Source organism: Stenotrophomonas sp. B2 (assembly GCF_014947095.1).
GTDB lineage: Bacteria > Pseudomonadota > Gammaproteobacteria > Xanthomonadales > Xanthomonadaceae > Stenotrophomonas > Stenotrophomonas maltophilia_P.
This window is the reverse complement of sequence record NZ_JADCQA010000010.1, coordinates 44,308-57,523: the sequence shown is the minus strand read 5'-3', so window position 1 is coordinate 57,523 and position 13,216 is coordinate 44,308. Positions and strand designations below refer to the sequence as shown.

The 13,216-nt window shown below is 66.5% G+C and carries 8 protein-coding genes; 5 read left to right on the top strand and 3 right to left on the bottom strand.

From position 1 onward, the window contains the following. Positions 1-96: 96 nt before the first annotated feature. Positions 97-3,144 carry a fused MFS/spermidine synthase gene (locus IMX13_RS13085; protein ID WP_193396498.1) on the top strand — a complete coding sequence of 1,016 codons (3,048 nt, stop codon included), beginning with the start codon at positions 97-99 and terminating at the stop codon, positions 3,142-3,144. Between the two features lie 11 nt (positions 3,145-3,155). Then, positions 3,156-4,883, top strand: coding sequence for a type IV-A pilus assembly ATPase PilB (gene pilB, locus IMX13_RS13080; protein ID WP_053517028.1), 1,728 nt, complete (start codon positions 3,156-3,158; stop codon positions 4,881-4,883). A gap of 69 nt (positions 4,884-4,952) precedes the next feature. Here pilB and IMX13_RS13075 read toward each other — a convergent pair whose 3' ends face one another. Both IMX13_RS13075 and IMX13_RS13070 read right to left on the bottom strand, forming a co-directional pair. Next, positions 4,953-6,326, bottom strand: coding sequence for a sigma-54 dependent transcriptional regulator (locus IMX13_RS13075; RefSeq protein WP_053517026.1), 1,374 nt, complete (start codon positions 6,324-6,326; stop codon positions 4,953-4,955). Between the two features lie 54 nt (positions 6,327-6,380). Beyond that, positions 6,381-8,000 carry an ATP-binding protein gene (locus IMX13_RS13070; protein WP_053517024.1) on the bottom strand — a complete coding sequence of 540 codons (1,620 nt, stop codon included), beginning with the start codon at positions 7,998-8,000 and terminating at the stop codon, positions 6,381-6,383. Positions 8,001-8,330: 330 nt separating this feature from the next. Here IMX13_RS13070 and sucC point away from each other — a divergent pair, with 330 nt between their 5' ends. From sucC to IMX13_RS13055, 3 genes are all read left to right on the top strand, one after another. Next, positions 8,331-9,500 carry an ADP-forming succinate--CoA ligase subunit beta gene (gene sucC, locus IMX13_RS13065; RefSeq protein ID WP_193396497.1) on the top strand — a complete coding sequence of 390 codons (1,170 nt, stop codon included), beginning with the start codon at positions 8,331-8,333 and terminating at the stop codon, positions 9,498-9,500. 24 nt (positions 9,501-9,524) lie between these two features. Continuing rightward, entirely contained in the window at positions 9,525-10,400 is an 876-nt protein-coding gene (gene sucD / locus IMX13_RS13060; protein WP_005418610.1) for a succinate--CoA ligase subunit alpha, read from the top strand. A gap of 208 nt (positions 10,401-10,608) precedes the next feature. Beyond that, positions 10,609-12,243: an NAD+ synthase gene (locus tag IMX13_RS13055; protein ID WP_065181642.1), complete on the top strand. Its 1,635-nt coding sequence runs from the start codon at positions 10,609-10,611 to the stop codon at positions 12,241-12,243. Positions 12,244-12,315: 72 nt separating this feature from the next. On the opposite strand, the gene IMX13_RS13050 is transcribed toward IMX13_RS13055, so the two are convergent. Next, positions 12,316-13,203: an outer membrane protein assembly factor BamD gene (locus tag IMX13_RS13050; RefSeq protein ID WP_053517021.1), complete on the bottom strand. Its 888-nt coding sequence runs from the start codon at positions 13,201-13,203 to the stop codon at positions 12,316-12,318. Between the last annotated feature and the right edge of the window lie 13 nt (positions 13,204-13,216).

Sequence of the window (13,216 nt, the reverse complement as noted above, 5' to 3'; positions counted from 1 at the left end):
TGCGGGTTGACCGGATCCTACCTGGCCACACGCTTGCATTGAGTCCGCGAAGTTTGTTCTTCTGTTGAAATCGACCGTGCGACTGGGGAGTTCGCAATGCGCCGTCCTTCATTCAGCCATGGCCCATGGCTGCTTCTGATCTTCGTGCTCTCCGGCTTCGCCGGGCTGATCTACCAGTCCATCTGGACGCAGTACCTGGGGCTGTTCCTGGGGCATTCCTCGCACGCGCAATCGCTGGTGCTGATCCTGTTCATGGGCGGCATGGCGCTGGGGGCGTGGCTGGTCAGCCGCCGCAGTGCGCTGCTGCGCCGGCCGCTGCTGGCCTACGCGGTCATCGAGCTGGTGATCGGGGTGCTGGGCATCGGTTTCGACGGGCTGTTCCAGGGCGTGACCGGCTGGGCGTACACCCACCTCATGCCGGGCATGGAGGGCACCTCGTCCACGGCGCTGCGCTGGGCGCTGGCCACGGCCCTGGTGCTGCCGCAATGCATCCTGCTGGGCGCGACCTTCCCGCTGATGAGTGCGGGTTACATGCGCCTGCAGCCCGGGTCGCAGGGTGAGGTGCTGGCCGGGCTCTATTTCTCCAACAGTCTGGGCGCGGCCGCCGGCGCCCTGGTGGCGACCTACGCGCTGCTGCCGGCGGTAGGGCTGCCGGGCACCGTCCTCAGTGCCGGCCTGCTCAACATCGTGGTGGCCATCCTGGTCTATCCACTGGCCCGCGACGGCAGCGCGCCTGCGGTAGTGGCCTCCGCCGCGCCGGCTGCCGGCGGCGTACGACCGGAGACTGCAGTGCCGGTGCGGCTGGTGCTGCTGGTCGCGGCAGCGACCGGCGCGTCGTCCTTCGTCTACGAAATCACCTGGGTGCGCATGCTGTCGCTCGCACTCGGCACCACGCTGCATTCGTTCGAGCTGATGCTGGCGGCGTTCATCCTCGGCATCGCCTTCGGCGGCCTGTGGCTGCGCCGCCGCGCCGACCGGATGCCGTCGCCCCTGCGCGTGGCAGGCTGGGTGCAGGTGTGGATGGGGCTGGCGGCGCTGGCCTCGATGTTCGTCTATGCGCAGGCCTTCGATTGGGTCGGCTGGCTGATGCGGGTCATCGTGCGCAGTGCGGATGGTTACGTGCTGTACAACCTGGCCAGTGCCGCCATTGCCGGCCTGGTGATGTTCCCGGCGGCGTTCTTCGCCGGCATGACGCTGCCGCTGCTGACCCTGGCGCTGCTGCGCGCCGGGCAGGGCGAGCGCGCGATCGGCCAGGCCTATGCGTTCAATACGCTCGGCGCGATCGTCGGTGTGCTGGCGGCCATCCATCTGCTGATGCCGCTGCTGGGGCTGAAGTACGCGCTGCTGGTCGCTGCGGTGGTCGACATCGTGCTGGGCCTCGTGCTGCTGCAGCGCCTTCGGCTTGCGGCCCCGGGCCGTCTGCGCTCGCCACTGTGGCAGGCTGGCGCGCTGGCTGTCGCTGGCGTAGTGGCGGCCGTCGTGCTGGTCCGCTTCGATCCGCTGGTGCTGAATTCGTCGGTGTACCGCCATGGCACGGCCCGTCTGGCGGATACCGCCACGATGCTGTTCTCGCGCGATGGGCAGACGGCCACCGTGGCGGTCTATGAAAGCACCCAGCCGATCGGCCGCATGCGTGCCATCGCCACCAACGGCAAAGTGGATGCAGGCATGGCCGTGTCGATGGCACAGGCACCCACCAGCGACGAATCGACCATGATCCTGCTGGCGGCTCTGCCGTTGGCGCTGCGCGATGATTACCAGCGCGTCGGTGTGATCGGTTTCGGATCCGGGCTCAGCACGCACACGCTGTTGGGCGACCAGCGCGTCGGGCGCGTGGAAACGGTGGAGATCGAGCCGGCCATGGTGGAGGGCGCGCGTCTGTTCGGCGAGCGTGTCGAGCGCGCCTTCAACGATCCGCGCTCGCACGTGGTGATCGACGATGCGAAGTCCTATTTCGCCGCCAGTCCGCGCAAGTACGATCTGATCATTTCCGAGCCGTCCAATCCCTGGGTGGGTGGAACGGCGGCGCTGTTCAGCGACGAGTTCTATGCGTTCGTGCCACAGCAGCTCAACGAAGGTGGCGTGTTCGTGCAGTGGCTGCAGCTGTATGAGATTACCCCCGAACTGGTCAGCTCGGTACTGGCGGGGCTGCTGGAACAGTTCTCCGATGTGCGCGCTTACCTGGCCAATCGTGGCGACCTGATCCTGGTGGCGACGCCGAAGGGCACGTTGCCGCCGATGAAGGGCAGCCTGTTCCAACAGCCGCAGCTGCGCGGGGAACTGGCGCGGATCGGCGTGCATTCGGTGGCCGATCTGGAGAACGCCCTGTCCATGGATGACGCAGCGCTGCGCGCCTTCGTTCCTCTGTATCCGGCCGCGCGCAATTCCGATTACTTCCCGACCTTGAAGTTGAATGCCCCGGTGGCACGTTTCCAGGGGGCGTTCACCCGTGATTTCCAGCAGGTGATGACGGCCCCCTGGCGGATCGTCAGTGCGCCGCCAACGGGGCAGGTGACGGGTGCTGCGGCGGGTCTGCCGCAACCGGCGTCCAGCCGGGATGACAAACGTCCGACCGCACGGGCCGTGGCAGCTTTCCTGCAGGGCGAGGTGCCCACGGATGCGGCGGATGCCGATTGGATGAGTGCGCAGGCGCTGCGTGGGCTGGCAGCGCGCTGCGAACTGGACGGATCTCCGATGGAAACCACCCGGCTGCTGTTCGTGCTGGCCGGAGAAACGATCCCGTTCCTGCCGGCAGCGCAGCGGGCGGCCCTCTGGGCGCAGCGCGACTGGATGGACTGCACCCCGGCAGATCCCGTCGTGTCCGCCAGCCTTGCCCTGGTTGCCGCCGCGGCCACCGACGACCACCACGCTGTACTCACGGAAGGCCGGCGATTGTTGGGCAGCGAGCATGCGCCGATGCTGCTGGCCGACCCTGCCACCGGCTATTATCTGTTCGGTGCAATGCAGCACGCTGCGCGGCAGCTGGGGGATACCACGGCGTCGCGGCAACTGACGGACCAGTACTGGAAGGCGCTCGCGCCCGATGCGCGAGGAAACGGACCCCTGCGTTTGCTGAGCTACCTGGCCGCTATGGGCCGGCAACCCGTTTCTGAAACTGAATTCCGGCCGTCAGGGCACGAGTAACGAGGAATCCCATGAGCGTTGTTTCATCCCCCAACCTTGTCGGCATCACCGGGCTGGCGCGCCGCCTGGTCCAGGATGGTGCGCTGGACGAGGCCACCGCCCGCGACGCCATGACCCGGGCCGCCGCCGCGCGGCAGCCGCTGCCGCAGTGGTTCGCGCAGAACAAGGTGGTGGGGGCAGCACAGCTGGCCGCGGCCAATGCGGTTGAGTTCGGCATGCCGCTGTTCGACGTCTCGACCTTCGATGCCAGTCAGAACGCGATGAGCCTGGTCAGCGAGGAACTGCTGCGTAAGCACAACGTACTGCCGCTGTTCAAGCGTGGCGGCAAGCTGTTCGTCGGCACCAGCAACCCGACCCACGCACTGGACGAGATCAAGTTCCACACCAACCTGGTGGTGGAGCCGATCCTGGTCGACGAGGACCAGATCCGCCGCACTCTGGAACAGTGGCACGCCAGCCACGACACGCTGGGTGACGCGCTGGGCGGTGACGATGAGGGGATGGCCAACCTCGACGTGGGCCTGGGCGATGAGGATGGCGCGGGCGGCGACTCCGGCATCGATGCCAAGGGCGACGACACCCCGGTGGTGAAGTTCGTCAACAAGGTGCTGGTTGATGCGATCCGCAAGGGCGCGTCGGACATCCATTTCGAGCCGTACGAAGACGATTACCGCGTGCGCCTGCGCATCGATGGGCTGTTGAAGATGGTCGCGCGCGCGCCTGTGAAGTTGAACCAGCGCATCGCTGCGCGCCTGAAGGTGATGGCGCAGCTGGACATCGCCGAGAAGCGCGTGCCGCAGGATGGCCGCATCAAGCTCAACCTGTCCAAGTCCAAGCAGATCGATTTCCGTGTGAGCACGTTGCCGACGCTGTTCGGCGAGAAGGTCGTGCTGCGTATCCTCGACGGCAGTGCCGCCAAGCTGGGCATCGACAAGCTCGGCTATGAGCCCGACCAGCAGAAGCTGTTCCTGGATGCGATCCACAAGCCATACGGCATGGTGCTGGTGACCGGGCCGACCGGTTCGGGCAAGACGGTGTCGCTGTATACCGCGCTGGGCATTCTCAACGACGAGACGCGCAACATCTCCACGGCGGAAGACCCGGTGGAAATCCGGCTGCCCGGCGTCAACCAGGTGCAGCAGAACAACAAGCGCGGCATGACGTTCGCCGCTGCGTTGCGCTCGTTCCTGCGCCAGGATCCGGACATCATCATGGTCGGCGAAATCCGCGACCTGGAGACCGCCGAGATCGCCATCAAGGCCGCGCAGACCGGCCACATGGTGCTGTCCACCCTGCATACCAACGACGCGCCGCAGACCATCGCGCGCCTGATGAACATGGGCATCGCGCCGTACAACATCACCAGCTCGGTGACCCTGGTGATCGCCCAGCGTCTGGCGCGACGGCTGTGCCCGAACTGCAAGCGCCCGGCGCAGCTGCCGGAGCATGCATTGCTGGCCGAGGGCTTCACCCAGGCCCAGCTGGATGAGGGCATCCAGCTGCATGAGGCGGTGGGCTGTGATGAATGCACCGAGGGTTACAAGGGCCGCACCGGTATCTACCAGGTGATGCCGATGACCGACGAGATCGCCACGATCGTGCTGGCCGGTGGCAATGCGCTGCAGATTGCCGAAGCCGCGCAGGCGATCGGGGTCAATGACCTGCGGCAGTCGGCATTGAGGAAGGTCGCGGCGGGTGTGACCAGCCTGGCTGAGATCAATCGCGTTACCAAGGATTGACGCGGTTGTGCTGGCGGGGTCGGAGCCCTTTCCTGCGGAAAGGGATCCGACCGCTGGGTCTTGCGGCCCTTACTCCATGCCCAGCTTCTTCAGCTTGTAGCGCAGCGCGCGGAAGGTGATGCCCAGCTGCGCGGCGGTACGGGTCTTGTTCCAGCGGTTTTCTTCCAGCGCGCGCTGGATGGCGCTGCGTTCGAGCTGTTCGATGTACGAGGGCAGGGCGGCACTGCCCGGCTGCAGATCGACCACGGCTTCGGCGGCCGTGCCGTTGCCGGGCATGCGGGGGGCGTGCTGCGGCAGGCGCAGATCGTCGACACCGATGCGGTCTTCCTCGGCCAGGGCCAGCGCGCGCTCAAGGATGTTCTCCAGTTCGCGCACGTTGCCGGGGAAGGCGTACTGCGCCAGTGCCTCCAGCGCCGAGGGCGCGAGCAGCGGCGTGGTGCGGCCGTGGCTGCGGGCCAGCCGTGCCAGCACGGCAGCGGCCAGCTCCGGCAGATCCTGGCGGCGTTCGCGCAGCGGCGGCACCTTCAGTTCGATCACATTGATGCGGTAGTACAGGTCGTGGCGGAAGCGGCCGTCCTCGACCAGCTCGGCCAGATCCTTGTGGGTGGCCGACAGGATGCGCACATCGACCGGTTCCTCGCTGGCCGCACCCACCGCGCGCACCGACTTCTCCTGGATCGCGCGCAACAGCTTCACCTGCATCTGCAGCGGCAGCTCGGCGACCTCATCCAGGAACAGGGTGCCACCATGGGCGGCCTGGAACAGGCCGGGCTTGTCGGCGTGGGCGCCGCTGAAGCTGCCCTTGCGGTGGCCGAAGAACTCGCTCTCCATCAGTTCGCCGGGAATCGCGCCGCAGTTGACCGGCACGAACGGCCCGGCAGCACGTGCCCCCTGGGTGTGGATGGTCCGCGCGACCAGTTCCTTGCCGACGCCGGATTCGCCGAGGATGTAGACCGGGGCCTGGCTGCGCGCCACTTTGCCGATGGTGGCACGCAACACGTCCATCGCCGGCGAATTGCCGAGCAGCCGGGCGCCCTGTTCGGCGACGGGGCCCGGTACGGGCCGCTCGCTGTTGTTCAATTCCAGCGCGTGCTTGACCAGTCCGCGCAGTACGGCGATGTCCACCGGCTTGCTGACGAAGTCGAAGGCGCCCGCCTTCAGGGCTTCCACTGCCAGATCCATGCTGCCGAAGGCGGTGATCATCGCCACCGGTGTGCGCGGGTAGTGCTGGGCGATCTCGCTGACCAGCTCGATGCCGTTGCCGTCCGGCAGGCGCATGTCGGTGATGCACAGGTCATAAGGATTGCTGGCCAGCAGCTCGCGCGCTTCGGCGAGGTTGGCTGCAGTACTGATGCGCAGCCCCATGCGGCCGAGCGTCAGCACCAGCAGTTCGCGGATGTCGCGTTCGTCGTCGACGACGAGGGCGCTGCGGGTTTCGTTCATGGGCGGAAAAGATAAACGAGGGGGCTGAAAGCGACAAATGTTTGACGCACAGAATCAGGATCCATCGGGCAGCAGGGTGTGCGGACCTGGCAGGACCAAGCGGAAACACGAGCCGCCGGCCGGCACCGGGATGTAATCCAGCCGTGCCTGGTTGGCCCTGCACAATTCGCGGGCAATGTACAAGCCCAGGCCGGTGCCGTGCTCGGAGGTGGTGAAGAACGGCCGGAACAGCTGCGCCGCCACGCTTTCGGGAATGCCGGGGCCACGGTCCATCACGTCGATTACCGCGCTGCGTTCGTGCCGGGCTACACGCAGCCGCACGCGGGCCGGCTGCTGGCCGATGCGGCCGTACTTCAGGGCGTTGTGCACCAGCACGGTCAGCACCTGGTAGAGGTGGCGGGTGTCGACCTGCGCCGGCACCGAGGTGTCGCTGACGATCGGTTCGATGCTGTCGGTTTCCAGCGTCTGGCCCTGCTTGTACTCCAGCACGAAGCGGCGCACGAAGGCGACCAGATCCACGTTCTCCGGCGTGGCACGTTCGCGCCGGGCCAGGCCCAGCACGCTCTCGACGATGCCGTTGGTGCGCTGGCACTGCTGGCGGATGATCTGCAGCAGGCGGCGGTCGCTTTCGTTGAAGCCGGTACCTTCTTCCAGCAGCTGCACGGCATAGTTGATCGCCGCCAGCGGATTGCGGATCTCATGGGCCAGGCTGGCCGAGAAGCGGCCCATCGCCGACAGGGTGAGCGACTCGGCGCGCCGCGACACCACGCTGGAATCATCCAGGAAGACCAGGGCCAGTTCGCTGCCGGCCAGCAGGCGCGCGAAGCGCGGTTGCACTTCGGGTTGGTCCGGATTGAGCTGCAGCGGCAGTTCGTCCTGGGTCCAGCCGTTGCGCCAGCGCTGCAGGCGACGGGCCAGCTCGGGTGCGACGCTGGCCAGATCGAGGCGGCCGGTTCCGCCCGCACCGTCGCTGTCGCCGAGCAGCATCGAGGCAGCCTCGTTGGCCAGAGTGATGCGGCTGTCGGCATCCACCACCAGCACGCCGGTGCGCATGCGGCGGATGATCAGTTCGTTGATCTGGAACAGATTGGCCACCTCGTCACCGCGCTGGTTGGCCAGCTGCTGGTTGCGGCGGGCGCGGCTGCCGACCTGGTAGCTGATGAAGGCCAGGGCCAGGTAACTGGTCGTGAACATCGCCAGCTCGGCCAGGGTGCGGGTCGGGTCGCCGCCCTCCAGCAGCTTCCACAGGTATTCGCCCACCGTTGCCAGGCTCGCCGCCAGGGCCAGCCCAAGACCCCAGCTCAGCGGCAGCAGGGTGGCGGCCGCGGCGATGTTGAACAGCAGCGACATCGAGATGCCGGCACTGGCGCCGGGCAGGGCGTGGGCCAGCAGGATGGCGGCGATGATGTCCACCAGCACGCCGGTGACCACGATCGGCCGCAGCCAGCGTTCGTTGCGGCCGATCGCCAGGGCCAGCAGCGACAACGCCAGGTAGGCCGCGCCGACGGTGTAGGCCAGCCGCGGGTGGTGGGCCTCGCCGACCATCATCGACAACGGGCTGTACAGCAGGGCGGCGATCACGGCTGCGATCAGCACCCGGTACAGGGCGAAGAAGTACAGCTCGCGCCGCGGAATCGATTCGATGCGGTCGATCAATGAAGCACTGGGTGACACGCCGGAACTCCCCTTCTGGCTGCCTGGATCTGGGTTGTGCGACGGGCATGCCCGAGCGGACGCAGATGCCCAGTATACGGTCGTGGCGATGCCCGGCCGCGGGTCCGCGTCGCGCAATCGGCCTGTGGCGAGGGCGGCCGGGCGGCTGCCGGCGATCCGCAACTGCCTGAATGACAGCGGAAATCCGCCCGGATCCGGTACTGCGTACAGACTTCTTTGCGCCCCGGCGCCGGCTCGGCCACAATAGTGGGCCCGCCGCGGTCCGTGCCGGTGCCTCCCCCGGAGGCCCTGAGGAATTGCGTGCGGTCGTTCCTATTCCCACGGTGACGCATGAATTTCCACGAATACCAGGCAAAACAACTGCTTGCCGAATACGGCATCCCGGTCCCGGCCGGCAAGGTCGCGGCTACTCCGGACGAGGCGGTTGAAGTCGCCCAGTCGCTGGGCCAGGGCCCCTGGATGGTCAAGGCGCAGATCCACGCTGGCGGCCGCGGCAAGGCTGGCGGCGTCAAGTTCTGCAAGACCGTCGATGACGTGAAGGCCGCAGCGGCCAAGATGCTCGGCACCAAGATGGCCACCTACCAGACCGCCGGCGTCGAGCTGCCGATCAACCTGGTGCTGGTGACCACCGCCGGTGAGATCGTCAAGGAACTGTACCTGTCGGTCCTGGTGGATCGCGGCACCCGCACCATCAGCTACATCGCCTCCTCGGAAGGCGGCATGGAAATCGAGCAGGTGGCTGCCGAGACCCCGGACAAGATCCACACCCTGAATGTGGACTTCGTCGAGGGCGTGCAGGGTTACCACGGCCGTGACATCGGCTTCAAGATGGGCCTGACCGCCAAGCAGGCCGGCCAGTTCGCCAACATCATGGTGAACCTGTACCGCATCTTCAACGAAAAGGACTTGGCGCTGGTTGAGATCAACCCGCTGGCGATCCTGGACGACGGCAACCTGTACGCGCTGGACGGCAAGTTCAACAGCGACGACAACGCCAACTTCCGCCACACGGAACTGGTCGCGATGCGCGACAAGTCCCAGGAAGATGAAACCGAAGTGACCGCTTCGGAGCTGGACATCAACTACGTCACCATGGACGGCAACATCGGCTGCATGGTGAACGGCGCCGGCCTGGCCATGGCGACCATGGACGTCATCAAGCTCAACGGCGGCGAGCCGGCGAACTTCCTGGACGTGGGCGGCGGTGCCAACAAGCAGCGCGTCATCGAAGCGTTCAAGCTGATCCTGTCCTCGGACAAGGTGGAAGGCATCTTCGTCAACATCTTCGGCGGCATCGTCCGCTGCGACATGATCGCCGAGGGCATCATCGCCGCCGTGAAGGAAGTGGGCGTCAAGGTGCCGGTCGTGGTGCGCCTGGAAGGCACCAACGTGGAAGAAGGCAAGCAGCTGCTGCGTGACAGCGGCATGGCCATCATCCCGGCTGACAACATCAACGACGGCGCCAAGAAAGTCGTTGAAGCGGTCAAGAACGCCGCCTGATCCACGACACCGAAGGAAATTCCCATGTCTGTTTTGATTAACAAGAACACCAAGGTGATCGTGCAGGGCTTCACCGGCCAGCAGGGCACCTTCCACGCGACTCAGATGATCGAGTACGGCACCCAGGTTGTTGGCGGCGTGACCCCGGGCAAGGGTGGCACCACCCACATCGACCTGCCGGTCTTCAACACCGTTGCCGACGCCGTGCAGAGCACCGGCGCCAATGCTTCGGTCATCTACGTGCCGCCGCCGTTCGCGGCCGACGCGATCCTGGAAGCCGCAGCTGCCGGCATCAAGGTCATCGTCTGCATCACCGAAGGCATCCCGGTGCTGGACATGCTGCGCGTCAAGAACGTGCTGACCCGTTCCTACCCGGACACCGTGCTGATCGGCCCGAACTGCCCGGGTGTCATCACCCCGGGTGAGTGCAAGATCGGCATCATGCCGGGTCACATCCACAAGCCCGGCAAGATCGGCATCGTGTCGCGTTCGGGCACGCTGACCTATGAAGCGGTCAAGCAGACCACCGAAGTCGGCCTGGGCCAGTCCACCTGCATCGGCATCGGCGGCGACCCGATCAACGGCCTGAACTTCGTTGACTGCCTGAAGCTGTTCAACGAAGACCCGCAGACCGAAGGCATCATCATGGTCGGCGAGATCGGTGGCGACGCCGAGGAAGCCGGTGCGGAATACATCAAGAACCACGTGAAGAAGCCGGTCGTCGGTTTCATCGCCGGTGCCTCGGCTCCGGCCGGCAAGCGCATGGGCCATGCCGGTGCGATCGCCTCCGGCGGCAAGGGCACGGCGGAAGGCAAGTTCGCCGCCATGGAAGCGGCTGGCGTCGTCACCGTGCGTTCGCCGGGCGACCTGGGCGCTGCCATCGCCAAGCTGGTGAAGTAAGGTTGTTGCCGGCTTCCGGCCGGCACGATCTGTAGAGCCGAGCCCATGCTCGGCCTGCTTTGGAAAAGCCGCCTCCGGGCGGCTTTTCTGCGTCTGGGCGTCGCGCAGTCATCCGCCGGGCATGGCCCGGCGCTACCCGCAGGGTCCGCCCGGCAGGCACACGGTGCGGCGTTACAATGGGCCATTGCAACCACAGGCTGGACCTTCCATGGCTTCGATCCGCATCGCGATGGCGCAGTTCGATTTTCCGGTCGGCGATGTCGCCGGCAATACCGAGCGCATCATCGAGATGATCGGCCAGGCGCGCGATGAGTATGGCGCCGGGCTGGTGATGTTCCCCGAGCTGGCGGTCAGCGGCTATCCGCCGGAAGACCTGCTGCTGCGTCCGGGGTTCCTGTACGAATGCGAGCAGGCGATCGCGCGCATTGCGGCTGCCTGCCGCGGTATCACCGCCGTGGTCGGCTGGCCGCAGGCGGCGGGCGCGGTGGTGTACAACGCCGCCAGCGTGCTGCGCGATGGCCGGGTCGAACAGACCTATCGCAAGCGCGAGCTGCCCAACTACGCGGTGTTCGACGAGCGCCGCTACTTCGACGTCGATCCTGATGGCGGCAGCTGCGTGTTCGACGTCGACGGCATTCCGGTGGGCCTGCTGATCTGCGAGGACCTGTGGTTCGCTGAGCCGCTGGCCGATACCGTGCGTGCTGGCGCGCAGCTGGTGGTGGTGCCCAATGCCTCGCCCTACGAGCGCGGCAAGCACGCCCAGCGCGATGCCGTGCTGGCCGCGCGCACCCGCGAGAGCGGTGCGGCGATCGCGTATCTCAATGTTGTCGGTGGCCAGGACGCACTGGTATTCGACGGCGCTTCGGTGGTGGCCGATGGCGACGGTACGGTGCACCCGGCTGCCGCTGCGTTTGTCGACCAGTGGCTGGTGGTGGAGTACGACGGTGCCAGCCGTCGCTTCATGCCACACGTCTGGATGGACGATGGCGACGAGAGCATGGACGCCCTGGCCTGGCGCGCGGTGACCCGTGGCATCCAGGATTACTGCCGCAAGAATGGTTTCACGAAGGTGTGGCTGGGCCTGTCCGGCGGCATCGATTCGGCCCTGGTGCTGGCCCTGGCGGTGGATGCGATGGGGGCCGAGAACGTGACTGCCGTGCGCCTGCCGTCACGCTATACCGCAGGCCTGTCCAACGATCTGGCTGCAGAGCAGTGCCAGGCGTTGGGAGTGAAGCTGGAAGCGGTGTCGATCGAGCCGGCGTTCAAGGGCCTGATGGAATCGCTGGCGCCGCTGTTCGAGGGCACAACCCCGGATGTGACCGAGGAGAACCTGCAGTCGCGCAGCCGCGGCGTGATCCTGATGGCGCTGGCCAACAAGTTCGGTGGCCTGCTGCTGACCACCGGCAACAAGAGCGAGTATGCGGTCGGCTACGCCACCATCTACGGTGACATGTGTGGCGGCTACGCGCCGTTGAAGGATCTGTACAAGACCGAAGTATTCGGTCTGTCGAAGTGGCGCAATACCGTGGGGGGCGCGCCGGTGATTCCGCCGGCCGTGATCAGCCGCCCGCCGTCGGCCGAACTGCGCGAGAACCAGCTGGACCAGGATTCGCTGCCGGCCTATGACGTGCTGGACGGCATTTTGTACCGCTACGTCGACCAGGAGCAGTCGCGCGCCGAGATCGTTGCAGCCGGTTACGATGCGGCCGTGGTCGACCGCGTGCTGCGGCTGGTGCGCATCAGCGAGTGGAAGCGGCACCAGGCCGCACCGGGGCCGAAGGTCTCCCGTCGCGCCTTCGGCCGCGAACGCCGCTATCCGATCAGCAACGGCTACAAGGGCTGAGGCCCGCGCCTCCGCAGGGCCCGGCCATGGCGGGCCCCACAAAAAGGAAGGGCCCCTTGCGGGGCCCTTTTCTTACTTCTTTTCCAGCCGCGCGTTGCGCTGGCCGGTACTGGCGGACTTCTCGCCTGCGAACGGGTTGAGCTTGCGGATCATCCAGGGGTACTTCGGCCAGTTGCCTGCCAGCCACGGGTGATCGGGCTGGTTCAGCTCCAGCACGCGCCGGGCATCGTCGGCCAGGGTCTTGTTGCCCAGGTGGGTGTAGGAGTCGGCCAGGACTGCCACGGCGTCGTACTGGAAGGCGCTCTGCGGATAGGTTTCCAGCAGGTAGTTGGCCCGGCCAGCGGCCGACACCCAGGCGCCACGGCGCATGTAGTACAGCGCGTTGTCCAGCTCGTGCTGGGCGAATACGTCACGCAGCTCGATCATCCGCTGGCGGGCGTCGGCGGCGTAGCGGCTGTTCGGGTAGCGGTCAACGACGATGTTGAAGTCCGAATACGCCTGGTGCGGCGTGGACAGATCGCGGCGGCTGGGGTCCAGGGACCATACGCGACGCAGGAAAACCGTATTGCGGTTGGAGTTGGCCAGGCCGCGCAGGTAATACAGGTAGGCGATGTTGCGATGGGTCGGATAGGTCCGGATGAAGCGGTCGATGCTCGACACCGCATCGTCGTGCTTGCCGGCCTTGTACTGCGCGTAGGCGGTTTCGATCATCGCCTGTTCGGTGTACGGGCCGTAGGGATACTGGGCCACCAGGCGACGGAAGCTGGCTTCGGCGCCGCTCCAGTTGCCCCCCTTCATCAGCGTGTGGCTCTTCTCGTACAGCTGTTCGACCGGCGTCCCCTCGTCGGGGCGATCACCCTTCTTGGCGCCGCGATGGCAGCCGGTGGCGGCGATGACCAGCACCAGCAGCAGGGCGGTGAGGCGGACGGGCGCGGAGAGCATGGCGGAGCGTCGGATCATGGGGTCAAGGCGG